The organism is Algirhabdus cladophorae (assembly GCF_044772865.1).
GTDB lineage: Bacteria > Pseudomonadota > Alphaproteobacteria > Rhodobacterales > Rhodobacteraceae > Algirhabdus > Algirhabdus cladophorae.
The window spans coordinates 2,613,799-2,630,309 of sequence record NZ_CP173029.1; the positions used below are offsets into that span (position 1 = coordinate 2,613,799).

At 54.7% G+C, this 16,511-nt stretch carries 16 protein-coding genes and 1 tRNA gene; 9 read left to right on the forward strand and 8 right to left on the reverse strand.

All coding sequences use genetic code 11. From position 1 onward, the window contains the following. Positions 1-2 precede the first annotated feature (2 nt). The 7 genes from ACIRQ6_RS12565 (at position 3) to dtd (ending at position 6,758) form a co-directional block, all read left to right on the forward strand. Positions 3-821, forward strand: a complete 819-nt coding sequence (locus ACIRQ6_RS12565) for a TerC family protein (protein ID WP_420860946.1) — start codon at positions 3-5, stop codon at positions 819-821. 213 nt (positions 822-1,034) lie between these two features. Further along, positions 1,035-1,916: a 5-bromo-4-chloroindolyl phosphate hydrolysis family protein gene (locus ACIRQ6_RS12570; protein WP_420860947.1), complete on the forward strand. Its 882-nt coding sequence runs from the start codon at positions 1,035-1,037 to the stop codon at positions 1,914-1,916. A gap of 32 nt (positions 1,917-1,948) precedes the next feature. After that, entirely contained in the window at positions 1,949-3,142 is a 1,194-nt protein-coding gene (locus ACIRQ6_RS12575; protein ID WP_420860948.1) for a toxic anion resistance protein, read from the forward strand. Positions 3,143-3,221: 79 nt separating this feature from the next. Then, positions 3,222-4,100 (forward strand): DUF2927 domain-containing protein, encoded by an 879-nt coding sequence (locus tag ACIRQ6_RS12580; protein ID WP_420860949.1) that lies wholly within the window; start codon positions 3,222-3,224, stop codon positions 4,098-4,100. Positions 4,101-4,124: 24 nt separating this feature from the next. Continuing rightward, positions 4,125-5,222, forward strand: a complete 1,098-nt coding sequence (locus ACIRQ6_RS12585; RefSeq protein ID WP_420860950.1) for an SPFH domain-containing protein — start codon at positions 4,125-4,127, stop codon at positions 5,220-5,222. A 6-nt stretch (positions 5,223-5,228) separates the two neighbouring features. Beyond that, complete coding sequence (locus tag ACIRQ6_RS12590; protein ID WP_420860951.1) at positions 5,229-6,311, forward strand: TFIIB-type zinc finger domain-containing protein; 1,083 nt, start codon at positions 5,229-5,231, stop codon at positions 6,309-6,311. A 9-nt stretch (positions 6,312-6,320) separates the two neighbouring features. Further along, on the forward strand, positions 6,321-6,758 hold the full coding sequence (gene dtd, locus ACIRQ6_RS12595) for a D-aminoacyl-tRNA deacylase (protein WP_420860952.1): 438 nt from the start codon (positions 6,321-6,323) through the stop codon (positions 6,756-6,758). A 33-nt stretch (positions 6,759-6,791) separates the two neighbouring features. On the opposite strand, the gene ACIRQ6_RS12600 is transcribed toward dtd, so the two are convergent. The 5 genes from ACIRQ6_RS12600 to ACIRQ6_RS12620 form a co-directional block, all read right to left on the reverse strand. Continuing rightward, complete coding sequence (locus tag ACIRQ6_RS12600) at positions 6,792-7,244, reverse strand: thiol-disulfide oxidoreductase DCC family protein (RefSeq protein WP_420860953.1); 453 nt, start codon at positions 7,242-7,244, stop codon at positions 6,792-6,794. 49 nt (positions 7,245-7,293) lie between these two features. Further along, positions 7,294-7,851 (reverse strand): hypothetical protein, encoded by a 558-nt coding sequence (locus tag ACIRQ6_RS12605; protein WP_420860954.1) that lies wholly within the window; start codon positions 7,849-7,851, stop codon positions 7,294-7,296. 4 nt (positions 7,852-7,855) lie between these two features. Beyond that, positions 7,856-8,371 carry a cytochrome b gene (locus ACIRQ6_RS12610; protein ID WP_420860955.1) on the reverse strand — a complete coding sequence of 172 codons (516 nt, stop codon included), beginning with the start codon at positions 8,369-8,371 and terminating at the stop codon, positions 7,856-7,858. Positions 8,372-8,548: 177 nt separating this feature from the next. Continuing rightward, complete coding sequence (locus ACIRQ6_RS12615; RefSeq protein WP_420860956.1) at positions 8,549-10,420, reverse strand: acyl-CoA synthetase; 1,872 nt, start codon at positions 10,418-10,420, stop codon at positions 8,549-8,551. A gap of 134 nt (positions 10,421-10,554) precedes the next feature. Beyond that, positions 10,555-12,348: an ABC transporter transmembrane domain-containing protein gene (locus tag ACIRQ6_RS12620; protein ID WP_420860957.1), complete on the reverse strand. Its 1,794-nt coding sequence runs from the start codon at positions 12,346-12,348 to the stop codon at positions 10,555-10,557. Between the two features lie 191 nt (positions 12,349-12,539). Here ACIRQ6_RS12620 and ACIRQ6_RS12625 point away from each other — a divergent pair, with 191 nt between their 5' ends. Continuing rightward, positions 12,540-14,078 (forward strand): M10 family metallopeptidase C-terminal domain-containing protein, encoded by a 1,539-nt coding sequence (locus tag ACIRQ6_RS12625; RefSeq protein WP_420860958.1) that lies wholly within the window; start codon positions 12,540-12,542, stop codon positions 14,076-14,078. A gap of 45 nt (positions 14,079-14,123) precedes the next feature. Here ACIRQ6_RS12625 and ACIRQ6_RS12630 read toward each other — a convergent pair. Both ACIRQ6_RS12630 and ACIRQ6_RS12635 read right to left on the reverse strand, forming a co-directional pair. Beyond that, a tRNA-Gly gene (locus ACIRQ6_RS12630) sits at positions 14,124-14,197 on the reverse strand. A 76-nt stretch (positions 14,198-14,273) separates the two neighbouring features. Then, the gene (locus ACIRQ6_RS12635; protein ID WP_420860959.1) at positions 14,274-15,317 is read right to left on the reverse strand and encodes an aldo/keto reductase; all 1,044 of its coding nucleotides are present in this window, start codon (positions 15,315-15,317) and stop codon (positions 14,274-14,276) included. Positions 15,318-15,378: 61 nt separating this feature from the next. Between ACIRQ6_RS12635 and ACIRQ6_RS12640 the strand changes: the two genes are divergently transcribed. Further along, complete coding sequence (locus tag ACIRQ6_RS12640; RefSeq protein ID WP_420860960.1) at positions 15,379-16,056, forward strand: DUF2161 domain-containing phosphodiesterase; 678 nt, start codon at positions 15,379-15,381, stop codon at positions 16,054-16,056. On the opposite strand, the gene ACIRQ6_RS12645 is transcribed toward ACIRQ6_RS12640, so the two are convergent. After that, positions 16,033-16,473 (reverse strand): SRPBCC family protein, encoded by a 441-nt coding sequence (locus tag ACIRQ6_RS12645; RefSeq protein WP_420860961.1) that lies wholly within the window; start codon positions 16,471-16,473, stop codon positions 16,033-16,035. The genes ACIRQ6_RS12640 and ACIRQ6_RS12645 overlap by 24 nt on opposite strands. Between the last annotated feature and the right edge of the window lie 38 nt (positions 16,474-16,511).

Sequence of the window (16,511 nt, forward strand, 5' to 3'; positions counted from 1 at the left end):
ATATGGCCGACCTGTTAACGATTGAAAACCTTGGCAACCTTATCATGCTGTGCTTTTTGCAAGCGGTATTAGGGTTCGACAACCTGCTATATATCAGCATCGAAAGCCAACGCGCGCCCGTAGCACAACAACGCCAAGTGCGGTATTGGGGCATCATTATCGCCGTGGCCCTGCGGGTTGTATTGCTGTTCACCATGATCCAATTGATCGATGCCATGGCCGAACCATTCTATGTTTTTGACTGGACAGGCGTGATCGAGGGCGGCGTGAATTTTGCCACATGTGTGTTCATTGTCGGCGGTGTGTTCATTATCTACACAGCCGTCAAGGAAATCAGTCATATGTTGTCGATTGAGGATCTGCACACAGATGTGGATGGCAAATCTGGCAAATCAGCCACCCAAGTGGTGATGCTGATCGTGCTGATGAACCTGATCTTTAGCTTTGATTCGGTGCTATCTGCCTTGGCGATTACCGATGTCTTCCCGATCCTCGCCACTGCGATTATTCTGTCAGGTCTTGCGATGCTTCTGCTTGCGGACACTGTGACCGAGTTTTTGGAAAAGAACCGCATGTATGAGGTGCTTGGCCTTTTCATCCTGCTAATTGTGGGTGTTGTACTGCTGGGCGAAGCGGGTCCTGCTGCGGCCCATGCGATGCATGACGACAGCCTGCAACTAAAGCTTTTTGGCTATGATCTGATCCCAATGTCCAAAACAACGTTCTACTTCTCGGTTATCGTTTTGGTCGCGGTTGAAATCATTCAATCGGGCTACACGCGCAAACTAAACGCCGAACGCCGCACAAGTTCGCGACACTAGGACCTTCAAATATGACGCAGGCGGGGAAAAATTCCCCCCGCCTGTAGGCATCAGTTCAGTCTGGTAAGCGGTATCCAGATGCCTTATCTCTTAGGGCACACAGGGGAAACGTGGGGCGTTATGTCTGCAACAGGTCTACAAAAGATTGCCTATGCACTTTTGCTGGTTGTGCTTTTTGGCACGGCAAGCGGCTGGCTGGGGGGGCTTTAGCCCATGGCCCAACGGTATGGCGGTAAATATAGCCCCAATGGGTCTGATCCAGAGGGCCGCGTCGAAATGGAGGCGGTCAAGGCCGCTGTGGACCCTGTAGGCGCCAAAGCCAACGTTCTGTTTATTCCACCGATTGTTGTCGCCGCGACGTCGCTCAATGCGGGGGCCTTGGGCCTCACGCTGGGTTTGACCGCTGCGGGTTTAATGGCACTGGGGGCATGGTTGCTGCGCGACGGCTTGCGGGCGCAAGCGGCCTATAACGCGCGCAAAGTGGCCAAACGGCCCGCAATTCCGCGCAAGGTATTTGCCGCAACGCTATGTGGGATTGGCATCGCCTTGGCTGCGTTTCGCAATGACGGGAACATTCTGGCCTCAGTGCTTTTTGGTGTAATCGCTGCCAGCCTGCATTTGGCCGCCTTTGGCATCGATCCGATGCAAGACAAACGCATGGAAGGCATCGACAGCTTTCAGCAAGACCGCGTGGCGCGCGTCGTGGATCAGGCCGAGGCACATTTGCAAGCCATGAGTGATGCGATTGTGCCGCTAGGGGATCGCACCTTGCAGGCCCGCGTGGGACGGTTCCAAAACGCAGCGCTCAAAATGTGTCGCACTGTCGAAGAAGATCCTCGTGATCTGACTGGTGCGCGAAAGTTTCTGGGCGTTTATTTGCAAGGCGCACGGGATGCGACTGTAAAGTTCGCCGATCACTACCAACGCAGCCAAGACGCAGAGGCCCGTCATCAATATGATGCACTTCTCAGCGATCTTGAGCAAAATTTCGCCGCACGGACCCAGAAAATGATGCTGGACGACCGTAGCGATATGGACATTGAAATCAAAGTGTTGCGGGATCGTCTGCAACGCGAAGGCTTGCCGCTGGACTAACCAGCACAGCTTTTTATGTAGCGAGGACCAAAATGTCAGATACCGTACGCCAAAAGGCCGAAGCCAGCTTGGCAGATGTCGAGAAAGTAACAGCCGTTGTATTGGCGGAACCCAAGAACGAGCTGATCTCGATGGAGACCGCAGACGCGCCCGTCAGCGCCGAGATCAAAAAACGCATGGCCGAATTGGACATGGAGAACACTCAGTCGATTATCGAATTTGGGTCCGCGGCACAGGCCGAATTGCAGACAATCTCGCAATCCATGTTGGCCGGTGTGCGCAACAAGGATGTGGGCCCGGCGGGCGACAGTCTGCGCAATATCGTCAGCACCATCCGCGGGTTTTCCATCTCGGAACTGGATGTGCGCCGCGATCGCAGCTGGTGGGAGAAACTCCTTGGCCGCGCTGCACCCATGGCAAAATTTGTCGCACGCTTTGAGGATGTTCAGGGTCAGATAGACAAGATCACGGATAACCTTTTGTCCCATGAACACACGTTGCTCAAGGACATCGAAAGCCTCGATCAGCTTTATGACAAGACCCTCGCATTTTACGATGAGCTGGCCATTTATATTGCCGCAGGCGAGGAAAAGCTGAAGGAACTGGACACCAAAACCATTCCAGCCAAAGAAAAATCTGTCGCTAAAGCGGCTGAAAACAAGGCCACCATGGTTGCACAGGAATTGCGTGATATGCGCGCATCCCGCGATGATCTGGAACGCCGTGTGCATGATCTTAAACTCACGCGGCAAGTGACGATGCAGTCTCTGCCATCGATCCGGTTGGTTCAGGAAAACGATAAGTCATTGGTCACCAAGATCAATTCGACTTTGGTCAATACTGTGCCCCTTTGGGAGACCCAATTGGCGCAGGCCGTCACCATCCAACGCAGTGCTGAGGCCGCAGAAGCCGTGCGCGATGCCAATGATTTGACCAACGAGTTGTTGACATCCAACGCCAAAAACCTGCGCAGTGCCAACAAGATGATCCGCGAAGAGATGGAACGTGGCGTGTTTGATATCCAAGCCGTTAAGCAAGCCAACTCAGACCTGATCGCCACGATTGAGGAAAGCCTGCAAATTGCCGATGAAGGCAAAGCAAAACGTGCTGCGGCAGAAGATGATCTAAAGATGATGGAAACCGAATTGCGCAATACACTTGCTGCGGCGAAAGCCAAGAAAACCGGCTTGGGCGATACGGCTGGCACGGCTGTACCCGGAGCCTAATATCACTTGGCTTAATATCATAAAGGGGGGTGTTTTTGCTGGCGTCTTGGCTGTCGCCGGGTGTGAAGTAGCACCCCCTGTGGATCCAATTCCAACTCCAAAGGCACGCCCCACAGGCCTGCGCCCAATCCCGGCCAAACCAGAACGGTCTGCCGAAAGTTTTGAATTAGAACGGTATTACGCGGACATCCAGCAGGATTTGCTGATCCAAGGGTTGCTGCGCAAGGATGGGGGCGGGCCAGACGTCCGCTTTGGCAAACGCGAGTTGGTCACCAACTTTGTGCGCATTGCCATGTTTGACGAGTTCCAGCCCAGCGGCGGCCAAATGATGGCCAAAGAACGCGAAAACCGACTGCGTCGTTGGAACCAGCCAGTGCGGATGAACATTGAATTTGGCGCCAGCGTCAGCAAGACTATTCAGTTTCAAGACCGTCAATTTATCGAGGCCTTCGCAAACCGGTTATCGCGGGTCACAGGCCTGCCGATCCGACAATCCAGCTCGAACCCGAACTTTCATGTGTTGGTGTTGAACGAAAACGATCGGCGCACTGTGGGCCCGACCCTGCGCCAGTTGTTGCCCGGTGTTTCGGATCGTTCAATTCGCACCATTGTGAATATGCCCCGGTCGATCCAGTGTTTGGTGGTGGCGCGGTCCGGGTCTGCTCAGGACTTGGGGACACAAACCGCCATTGCGGTGGTCCGCGCCGAGCATCCGACACTGCTGCGTCAATCGTGCTATCACGAAGAACTGGCCCAAGGTTTGGGACTGACCAACGACAGCGACGCGGCACGCCCTTCTATCTTTAATGATGACGACGAATTTGCGTATCTCACCACTCATGACGAGTTGTTGTTGCGCATTCTTTATGACCCACGCCTGCGCAGTGGCATGACCCTAAAACAGGTGGTGCCTACGGTCGAAGTGATCGCCGCAGAATTTTTTGGCGGAGGGACATAGCATGACAATGAAAGGATCCAATCCATGGGTATTTTAGATTTTCTGACCGGCGAATTTATCGACGTCATCCATTGGGTCGATGATACGCGTGACACGATGGTCTGGCGGTTTGAACGCGAGGCTCACGAGATCAAATATGGTGCCAAGCTGACCGTGCGAGAAGGCCAAGCAGCTGTCTTCGTCCATGAGGGCCAATTGGCCGATGTGTTCACGCCCGGGCTGTATATGCTCGAGACAAACAACATGCCGATCCTGACCACCTTGATGCATTGGGATCATGGCTTTCGCAGTCCTTTCAAGTCCGAGATTTACTACGTCAACACGACGCGGTTTAGCGATCTCAAATGGGGCACCAAAAACCCGATCATCGCCCGTGATCCCGAATTTGGTCCAGTGCGTCTGCGCGCCTATGGCACCTATTCGGTCAAGGTCAGTGATCCAGCGAAATTCCTTGTGGAAATTGTCGGCACCGATGGTGAATTCACCATGGATGAAATCAGTTATCAGATCCGCAACATCATCGTGCAGGAATTTTCTCGCACCATTTCGCGCTCGGGCATCCCCGTTTTGGATATGGCTGCTAACACGCGCGAATTGGGCCAACTGCTGGCCAAAGAAATTGCGCCAACCTTGGCCGAATATGGCTTGGAAATCCCAGAGCTTTACATTGAAAACATCTCATTGCCTGAAGCTGTGGAAAAGGTCTTGGACAAGCGCACCTCTATGGGTGTGATCGGAAATCTGAACGAATATACAGCGTTCCAAGCCGCCGAAGCCTTGGGAAATCCCGGCAGCGGCGCAGGTGAGGCGATGTCAGCGGGCATGGGAGCTGGGATGGGTATGGCTATGGCGGCCCAACAGATGCAAACTGGCCCTTGGGGTGGTTCGGCTGCAACACCGCCACCGCCGCCCCCGGTTGAACACGTCTGGCATATCGCCGAGGCGGGCAAGACAACGGGCCCGTTTTCCAAGGCCGATCTTGGGCAAATGATCGCCAACGGTAAACTAACACGCGACACCTATCTTTGGACCCAAGGGCAGGACGGATGGAAAACAGCCGACGAAATTACTGAGTTGGCTCAGCTATTCACTATCATGCCCCCGCCTCCACCAGCCGGATAAACCAAGATGCAAGAACACCGCTTCCCGTGCGAGACATGCGGCAGCGACCTGCGATTTTCGCCGGGCGAAGGTCTGTTGCAATGTGATCATTGCGGCAACTCTCAACCCATTGAAGGAGCAGGTTTTTGGGGCGGCGCCATCCAGGAATTGGATTTCCAAGCGGCCATCACGGCGCAATTGCCCGAGGCTGAGATCGAAGAAACCCGTGTGCTTCAGTGCCCCAACTGTGCCGCCCAAGTTGAATTCGATGCAGATACCCATGCCGCAGAATGCCCGTTTTGTGCGACACCCGTGGTTACTGATACAGGCACGCACCGGCATATCAAACCCAAGGGCCTTCTGCCCTTTGCCATGCCCGAGGCCACAGCCAAAAAGGCAATGACGGACTGGCTGGGCAGCCTTTGGTTCGCGCCTAATGGTTTGCAAGAGTTTGCTCGCAAAGGTCGCAAAATGGAGGGAATTTATGTGCCCTACTGGACCTTCGACGCAGACACCAAAAGCCAATATCACGGCCAACGGGGCACTGTGTATTATGAAAACCAGCGGTTCATGCGGGACGGGAAATCGCAAACCCGTCGCGTTCAAAAAATCCGCTGGCGCAATGTGGCAGGGCGCGTGGCAAGCAAGTTTGACGACATTTTGGTGCTGGCGTCACGCAGTCTTCCCAAAAGCTATACAGACGGGTTGGAGCCTTGGGATCTATCGGCGCTAGAGCCTTACAATCCTGAATATCTGGCCGGTTTTCGCGCCGAAGGCTACACGGTCGAACTGGAAGACGGCTTTGGCGAGGCACGCCAGTTTATGGACCAAATGATCGAACGCGACGTGAAATTTGACATTGGCGGCGACAGGCAGCGCATCAGCGAATTGCGCACGCAGGTCAGTGATGTCACGTTCAAGCACGTGCTGCTGCCGGTCTGGTTGGCGGCTTACAAATATCGGGGGCGTAGCTATCGGTTTGTGGTCAATGGGCGGACAGGACGGGTGCAGGGTGAACGCCCTTATTCGGTTTGGAAAATCACGTTTGCAGTGCTCTTGGGCCTTTTGATCGCAGCGGCCGCAGGCTTTGTCCTTGCCCAACAACAGTAGGAGGCCGCTATGCGCGCACTGATCCAACGGGTAAGCGAGGCGTCGGTCACAGTAGACGGCGCTGTCATCGGGGCCTGTGGCCAAGGTCTGGTGATCTTGGTTTGTGCAATGGAGGGTGACACGCCCGAGAAGGCCGCCCAAATGGCCACCAAGATCTCGAAACTGCGGATTTTCAAGGATGAAGCGGGTAAAATGAACCGCTCTATCATTGACATTCATGGCGAGGCTTTGGTCGTCAGCCAGTTCACTCTGGCCGCTGACACCTCCCGTGGCACCCGCCCCGGTTTCAGTCAAGCTGCCCCACCGGATTTGGGCCGCGCCCTTTATGATCAGTTTTGCACCTACCTCGCAGCTCTTGGCGTGCCCGTTCAAACAGGCCAATTCGGTGCGGATATGGATGTGGCCCTGATCAACCAAGGCCCCGTTACGATCTGGATGGATGTTTAATCGTCCCAAAGCCCAACTGGGCCAAAGTGCCCTCTAATCCCGCATCAACCGCCGTTGAAACGCAGGATCGGGCAGCGCGCACATGTCACCGCGCCCAAACAAAGCATAGCGGTTGCGGGCCACACGGGTATACATCCAGTCGCGCAGCGGTTTGGGAAAGATCAACACGATCCGCAAAAAGTGGCCCCACCCGCCCGTGCGTCGGCCAAGATAGGCAAGCGCGTCGAGGTCACTATACATGCGTCCTTGATCGAGGATCAGCCAGCTTTCGGGATCCTCGGCACTCATATTATAATGATGCAAAATTGCGTGGCCCAATTGGGTCTGAACCGGACAGATACGAAACGCGTCTTGCCGGTCCAACCAATGGATCATGCGCGCACCATGACTGCAAAGCGCACAGTCCGCATCCATAAAGGCAATGGGCCCCGCGTCGTCAAACGCAGGGACCGCAGGGTCGGTGTGATAGGAATAAGGGGCCTTCATTGCGCGACCATAGGCAACCCGATTGCAGCACACACTGTGACACGTTGGATCAGCTCAGGCTCAGCACAGTCGTGGCACCTGTGCTGATGGAATAAGCCGGGACCGACAGGTATTCACCCTCAGAGGCCCCGCTGACCCCAAAGCCCGACACATCATAGACCGAGGAATGGCGCGAGCCACGATCGGTACAGGCAAACGGGGCCTGCGGGTTGCCTGTCAGGCCAATCGCTTTGCCCCGGTGCGTGCACACGAGGTTGACCACAAAGTATTCCGGGTTTTGCACGGTGCCTGCGCGATCCTTGGCGCTGGCCACTTGATCTGCAGTGCGGCGGTGCACGGCGATATATTGCGTCATTCCCGTGGAGGCGTATTCAGGATCCGTGCTGGGCCGTCCGATCACAGCGACGTCGCCCGGTTCAAGTGCGCTGACATCAATATCAGCAGCACCGGCGACTGTGATGATGCGGTCTTGGCCAATGGGCACATCCGTTGGAATATCATCCCATGCGACGTCTACAGTGGTGCTGGCGTTCAATAGCGCCGGGCATAGCAAGACCGCAGATCCGGTTAGGGTTGCAAGCACGTGGCGGCGGCTCAGTTTTTGCATCAGTTCAATCCTTTTTGACGGTTGGGGAGGAAAAGCTCATGTGGACAAGGTCGTTGGGTTTGTTCAAAACCAGATGTTTCAGCGCGCCTGCAATATGCAGCCCGAGCACGGCCATCAGCACCCATTTCAGGAGGAAATGAATCTCCAGCAGCGTTTCACCCATGTCTGAGCGAGCAAAGCCCATGTCGACGGGGAATAGCAGTGCTGGTGTCCGCAGCCCCGAGGCCGAGACATAGCCAGTTGTCACATAGGCAATCAACACACCGTAGAGCGCCAAGTGTACGCCCGAGGCCAGCAGATGCTCGATCCCAGACGGGCGTGCTACGGGCGATTTGCGGGCGAATTTTGTGGCAACCCGCAGGACCAAAACGATCAGCAAAGCCTGCCCCGCATACTGGTGATAGACAATGGTCGAGGCGTCTAACCATTTGTTACTATAGGCCATTCCAGTGAAAGCCATGATCACAATCAGTGTCGCGGTCAGCAAGTGATAAGTCTTTTGCGCAAACGAATACTTCATATCAACCTCTGCCATGTTTTAGGGCGCAGTCGCATTTTGACAAGCCGTCAAGAATTTAACGCGTCTTCTTTGGTATTCCGTCGCACCAGCACCAAATTGGTTGAAAAATAATCCTCATTCACAGCAAAAAGCCCTGCAGGTGAGTGCAGGGCTTTGGCATTTCAAGGCTATGAGGTTCTATTCAGCCCATTGCCAAGGACGTGTGTAGGTGCCCAGCGCTTTGGTCACATCGGCATCGGTGACGCCGTCACTTTTGCCCAAATGCGCGACCAGACCCAGCTTTTTGCTTTCGATCACATCGACCACTTCGACGGCTACACCAGCATCGGACAGGGCTTTGTTATAGATCCGCGTGATCGCAGATTTGCGCAAAGCCGGCTTAAAGATCTTGCCCACAGCCGTTTTGGGCAGCTCATCCATGATCTCGATATATTTTGGTTGGGCGGCGCGTTCATGCACGTTTTCTTTGGCAAAGGCCATCAAATCCTCAACACTGGTCGTTGCACCGTCTACCAGTTCTACGTAAGCGCAAGGAATTTCGCCTGCATGGGCATCGGGTTGACCGATTGCACCGGCAAAGGCCACAGCCTCGTGACCAGCCAGTGCCTCTTCGATCTCGGCAGGATCAATGTTGTGCCCACCGCGAATGATCAGATCCTTCGCGCGGCCTGTGATCCAGACATAGCCGTCTTCATCAATGCGCCCCAAATCCCCTGTGCGCAGGTGACCATCGTGGTAAAGCCCATCATTTTTGGCCGCTTCCGTGTAAGTCCCACCAGAAGTAACACCGGGGTTCAGAACGCAAATCTCACCGATCTCATCAACCGCACAATCAGTTCCGTCATCCTTGGTGATCCGCACATTACAATAGGGGAACGGCACCCCGATGCTGCCGACCTTCTTTTCGCCGTCAACAGGGTTGATCGACACCAGACAGGTTGCCTCGGTCAGGCCGTAGCCCTCGCAAATGGTGACACCAGCGGCCTCTTCAAACCGTTTGTACAGCTCCAGCGGCAAAGGGGCCGAGCCGCAGAATGCGATTTGCAAGGCGCTGATATCTGCATCCACCTTGCGTTGCATCAGGGCAGACATGGCCGTGGGTACAGTGATCATAAACGTACATTTATAACGTTCGCACAGCTTCCAGAAGTTATCAAAAACCCCATCGCCGCGGTAGCCTTGCGGTGTGGGGAACACGATATGCGAGCCCGAGGCCAGACAGGATCCCATCGCCACAATTGCCGCAAAGACGTGGAACATCGGCAGCGGCACCATCAGAGTATCGTTTTCATCGAACAGCAGCTTGTTGCCCAGCCAGCCGTTGTAGATGATGCCGGAATAGTAATGTTGCGCCACTTTTGGCATGCCCGTGGTGCCACCGGTGTGGAAATAGGCCGCCACGCGGTCGCCCGCACTGTCAGCAAAAGTCAGCTTTGTGGGTTGTCTGTCCACTTCGGTGTTGAAATCCATCACTTTGGCATGATGGGACACGGGGTTTTTGGGACGGATCAGCGGGATGATCAGTTTTTTCAAGCCAGTGACGTAGCGCAGCAAATCAACCTCAAGAACTGTCTTCACACCCGGTGCCAGTTTGACGGCAGCCGCCACGTTTTGGGCAAGATCAGACTTGGGAAACGCCTTGAGCGTCACCACAACCTTGGCCCCGGTTTCGTTCAAAATGGCGCCCATCTGCTCGGGTTCGAGCAAGGGGTTCACTGGGTTCACAATGCCCGCCACTTGACCACCAAGGTAGGTGATCACGGCCTCATTACAGCAGGGTAAAATGTAGGCAACAACGTCGGATTCCCCAACACCCAACGAACGAAAAAGGTTCGCAGCCTGACTGGTTTTTCCGTGCAAGTCCGACCAGCTGAGGGTCTCGGCCTTGTCGGTTGGACCCGAAAACAACTGAAAGGTCACCGCATTTCGATCCGGAAATTTCCCAGAGGTTTGCGACAGCATACCATAGGTCGTTTTGGGCAAGTCGCGCTCGGCCCATGTTTGTTCGGCCTCAATAGCCAATACGTCTGCTTTCCCAGCAAATGTCATTGTAGTCCTCCCCTGAGCCAGTTGTCCGGCTTATTATCTTCCCTGACGCGCAGGATGCGGGGGATTTGCGCGCCGTGCAAGTCTGACGCAGCGAAAAAACCGATGCGATTGGCCCTCAGGCCCGGGAATGCGGTTTATTCCGCAGCAAGGCCTTCGGTAAACTGCAAGCGGGCCAGTCGGGCATAGAGGCCGTTTTGTGCAACCAGTTCATCATGGGTGCCAGTGGCCACGATTTGACCGCCTTCAAACACTATGATGCGATCGGCCTGCTTCACCGTGGCCAGACGGTGCGCCACGATTAGGGTTGTGCGATCTTGCGAAAGGTTTTCCACGGCCACCTGCACGGCTTGTTCGCTTTCTGCATCAAGGGCCGAAGTTGCCTCATCCAGCAGCAAAACGGGCGCATCGCGCAAAATGGCGCGGGCGATGGCGATGCGTTGTTTCTGGCCACCCGACAGCATCACGCCGCGTTCGCCCACGTAACTGTCGTAGCCTTCGGGCAATGCCATCAGAAAATCATGGGCGGCCGCCGCTTTTGCAGCGGCTTCAACTTGCGCATCTGTGGCCTCGGGCCAGCCAAAGCGGATGTTTTCGCGCGCAGTTGAGGCAAAGATCACAGGCTCTTGCGGGACCAATGCGATGGCACGGCGAAAATCGCTTCGCGCCATATCTCGCAGATCGACACCGTTGAGCAAAATCCGCCCCGAAGTGGGGTCATAGAACCGCTGAAGCATTTGGATGATCGTTGTTTTCCCCGCACCGGACGGGCCAACCAAGGCAACGGTTTCTCCAGGTTTCACATGCAAATCGACGCTTTGCAGGGCGGCTTGGGCGGGTCGGCTGGGATAGTGGAACGTCACATTTTCAAAGCTGACTGTACCCTGCTCGGCCTGTGGCAAGGCCACTGGGTTTTCGGGATCCTGCACTTCGTCTTTTGCATTGAGCAATTCGACCAAACGCTCGGTCGCGCCTGCTGCCCGTTGAAGTTCACCCCAAATTTCGGACAGTGCGGCAACTGCACCAGCCACCATAACTGAATAGATGACAAACTGTACCAATTCGCCCGCTGTGATGTCGCCTAGGCGCAGATCCCGCGCGCCGATCCAAAGCACACCATTTATCCCTGAAAAGATCAGAAAGATCACAATCGCCGTCATCACCGACCGGGTTTTGACCCGTTTGCGCGCAGAGCGGAAACTGTCTTCGGTCACACTTGCGAAGGCTGCACGACTGGGGGCCTCATGGGTAAAGGCCTGAACGGTTTGCACTGACGACAGGGCCTCAGAGGCGTTGCCGGAACTTTCGGCGATCAGGTCTTGGTTCTCGCGGCTCAGGACACGCAGACGCCGCCCCAACACGATGATCGGCACGATCACAGCGGGGACGATCAGCAACACAAGGCTGGTCAGTTTGACCGAAGTGATGAGCATCAAGATCAGCCCACCGATCAAGATCAGAATATTACGCAAGGCAATGGACACGGACGAGCCGATAACAGACAAAATCAGCGTGGTATCTGTGGTGATCCGCGACAGCACCTCGCCGGTCATGATTTTTTCGTAAAACGCAGGACTCATGGCGATCACGCGGTCAAAAACCGCTTTGCGAATGTCCGCAACCACACGTTCCCCCAGTAAAGTCACCAATAGATACCTTAGGGCCGTTCCTATGGCCAAAAGGCCTGCAATCCCAAGGGCAGCCAGAAAATACTGGTCCAAAATTTGGACGTCCTCAGAATTGAAGTTATCTACGACACGGCGCACGGCCATGGGCAAAACCAAGGACACACAGGCCGTCAACACCAAAGCTGCAACCGCCGCCAAGGCCAGTCCGCGATAGGGCAAAATAAACCGCGCCAACCCTGTCAGAGCTCGGATATTCTTGGATTTTTCGCGGTCTTCCTGAGATCCCTGAGGGGCGCGCGCCATAGTGTCTTCCTTATTTTTCGCACATGGTTACTGCAGCCTTTGGACTGCAACAAGTGTTTGTGGTGGGCACAGGGTGTCACAGGCCGATTTACCGAAAAGTTTATTCATTCATTTGGGCCCCCGTAACCGATGATTTACAACGAATTGCTAGCTGTTTGCCCGATATTTCAATCAAGATAGGACGTAGACATATGGCAGGCTTTGGCTGGACAGACGGGGCCGCAACCGCAGCAATTGATGCCAACCCCTATTTGCGGTCGCTTGGGTACAGCGTGTTCCTTGGCGACGGGGCCTATGCGTTTGAAAAATGGGATAGCCTGTCGCTGAGCTATACTTTGAACATTGGCGACGACAATCCAGATGGCGAAGCCGTTGGGGTGTGGACTGCGGAATTGACCACTGCAATTGAAATGGCCATCGCAGATATCGAGGCAATTTCAGGCCTTACATTCACCGAAATCCCCGATGCAACAAACGGCAGTGACGGGGCAGACATTGATTTTTGGTACTACAACAACCCCTCCGATGGGGCATCGGGCTATTCCTACACGGTGGCCGGTCCCGGTGTGTTTTTGGATGAGGACAGTGTTTTCACCACCGCGGACGGCTTTGACAACGGGCTGGCCTACGGCGGCGTCAATTACCGCACCGTGATTCACGAATTGCTGCACAACATCGGGTTGGGCCACCCCCACGATGGCTATGCTTCGCTGCCTGGGGTGAATACCTCTGGCGACATGGGCGACAACGCCTTTAACCAAAACATCTACACCGTCATGTCCTACAATCGCGTGCAGGAATTTGACGCAAATGGTGAAAAAACCACTGGCTGGCCCTATACTGTCAGCAGCACTGACCAAAGTTTTGGAGTGATGGGGGCGTTTGATGTGGCCATGGTGCAGGCGCTTTATGGGGCCAATATGACCACGGCGACAGGGGATGACACCTATTACATCCCAACCGCCAACACCGAAGGCACCTATTACAAGGCCATTTGGGACGCAGGTGGCACGGATACGTTTGAATACACCGGCATCGGCGATGTGCGCATTGATTTGCGCGCCGCCAGTTTGGATCCCGCTGATGGGATGGTCGCCGGAGGCATCGCCTCCAAAGCCGAAGGAATTTATGGCGGTTTTACCATCGCAAACGGCGCAGTCATCGAAAATGCAATCTCTGGCTTTGGGGATGCAGACATACGCGGCAACGATGTGGCCAATGTGATCACCACCAAAAACGGCGATGACACGGTTTTTGGCTATAAAGGCGCCGACTTTATCGAAACGAACGACGGTGAAGACACGATCAACGCAGGGCGCGGTCAGGATCACGTGTGTTCCGGCGACGGCAAGGACACGATTTTTGGTGGCCGTGGCCAGGACTATTTGCGTGGGGAAAGCGGTGCCGATCTATTGCGGGGCAACAATGGCGATGACAAGCTGTTGGGCGGCGGCGGCAATGACCGATTGCAAGGTGGCAAAGGTGACGACCAACTGCGCGGTGGTAATGGGGCTGACCGGTTTCAATTTAGCAGCGGCGACGGCACTGACATCGTCCTAGACTTTGATGATGGCGTCGACAAAATCGTGTTTCAATCTGGTGTCGCCAGCTTTGATAACCTCACCTTGATCGATGAAAACAATGAAACGATCATCATTGCCACCGGTTTGGTGATCCAGCTTAAAGGCGTCGCGGTAGACTTAGTAGATGTAGACGACTTCGTTTTCTAGGACGACGCCGATTTGAAAACTGGCCAGTACTGATAGCTGAGACGCTGGAGCGGGTAGCGGGAATCGAACCCGCACCTTAAGCTTGGAAGGCTCTTATGATACCATTTCACCATACCCGCTTAGCGTTCTGCGGCTATATTTTAGCCCTTGGGTAAGGTCAAGGCGTCAACCGCCTGCCATGCAGCATTTCGTGGATTAATACGGCATCGGATGGGCGCGGTGGGCTGTATCAATATCCTCAAGAACTTCGTCGCTGAGGGTGATATCTTGGGTTTTGAGGATCACATCCAGCTGTTCCATTTTCGTCGCTCCGAAGATTGCCGAACACATAAACGGACGGGTTAGGCACCATGCCAATGCCATTTGGTTAATATCCAGATCATATTTGTCCGCGATGGCCTCATAGGCTGCAATGGCGGGCCAGACATGCTCTGTCACCCGCCCCCCCAAATTGGCGTTGATGGCCATGCGTGAACCCTCGGGGACCTTTCCTTTGGTGTATTTGCGGCTGAGAAGTCCGGTGGCCAGCGGCGAAAAGGCCAACAATCCAACGTCTTCATTCACGCTCAGCTCGGCCAAATCAGTGTCATATAGACGGCACAGCAGTGAATATTCGTTTTGGATCGAGGCAACCCGGGGCAAGCCTGCATCCTCGGAAATCCGCAACCATTGCGCCGTGCCCCAAGCGGATTCGTTGCTCAGTCCAAAGGCGCGAACTTTGCCTGCCTCCACCACCTGTTGCATGGCACGCAGAACATCATCCATATGCGCCAGCGTTTCTGCCTTGTTTTGGGAGGATGGGTCATAAGTCCAGTTTTGGCGAAACATATAAGAGCCGCGATTGGGCCAATGCAGTTGGTAGAGGTCGATCACGTCAGTTTGCAACCGCTCCAAAGATTGATCCACGGTTTCCAGAATGGTCGGCCCATCAAACCCGCGACCTTCGCGCACAAAACCCCCATTTGCACCGCTGACTTTGGTGGCAATCACCACATCATCGCGACGGCCCGATTTGGCGACCCATTCCCCGATGATCCGCTCTGAATTCCCGATACGTTCAGCGCTGATCGGGTTCACTGGATACATCTCGGCTGTATCAATGAAATTGACCCCATGATCCAAAGCCATGTCGATTTGCGCGTGGCCTTCGTCTTGGGTGTTTTGCGTACCCCAGGTCATCGATCCAAGGCACAGGGCGCTTACCATAATATCAGTTTGTCCAAGACGGTTCATTTTCATCGCAAAGTCTCCTAAACTAGGGTGAACAGTAGAGCGGCATCAAAAGACCGCAAGAGCAGAAATGACCCAACAGGTGAAACCAAAAGAGACCGATCTCTATCCACCAATCAAGGCTTTCCTTGAGGGACAGGGTTATAGTGTCAAAGGCGAGGTCACCGGTGCGGATGTGGTGGCCTTGAAAGACGACTGTGATCCGGTCGTGGTCGAATTGAAAACGGGATTTTCCTTGACCCTTTTTCATCAAGCGATTGAACGGCTGCGGCTCACGGATATGGTCTATATCGCGGTGCCGCGCGGGTCCGGCAAGGCGTGGTTAAAGTCGCATAAAGCCAACAAAAGCCTGTGTCGCCGTCTAGGGATTGGGCTGATTACTGTTCGGATGCGCGACACTTTTGTTGAGGTTCATTTGGACCCCGGTCCATACACCCCGCGCAAAACGAAATACAAACAGGCCCGCATGCTGCGCGAATTTGCGCGCCGTGAGGGCGATCCCAACCTTGGCGGCAGCCCTGCCCAAACCACCATGACTGCCTACCGCCAAGACGCGCTGAAAGTGGCAACCTATTTGGCCGAACATGGTGCCTCAAAAGGGTCAGTGGTGGCCCACGCCACCGCCGTGCCCACGGCCACTCGCATCATGGCGTCGGATCATTATGGCTGGTTCGAACGGGTCGAAAAAGGCATCTATCAACTGACCCCGAATGGCCAAAAGGGGCTAGAACACACCGTCTGCAAATAATTTCAGGCGGGGTTTGTGGCGTGCGCGGTACATATATCGGGCCCAAGCAGCAAAAATGGGCGTCATCAGACCTGCATCAATTTCAATTGTGTCGTGTAACCTGGCCCCCTGTCCATCGGCGACCACTTGCAGACTGTGGCGCCATGATTTCACCCCTGCCCCCTTCTCGCTAGAGTTCATTTGCATTGCATCATCATCACACAGGATAACTTCCATTGTGTAATCTTGGTACGGCAACAGCCCCATGACCGAGACCTGAACATCCGCCTTTTGACCTGTAAATGTGCGGCCCTGCGGCGCGCCCTTGAAGGCAATCAGCCCTTTCATCACATATTCCAGCGCACCAAAATCTGTGACCAAAGCCCATAATCGCTCGGGAGGAACGTCGTAGTAATGCGTTGAGTGGATCGTTTTCATAGTCCTGCCCTTCTGCCACGACTTTATCAGTCGGCTCT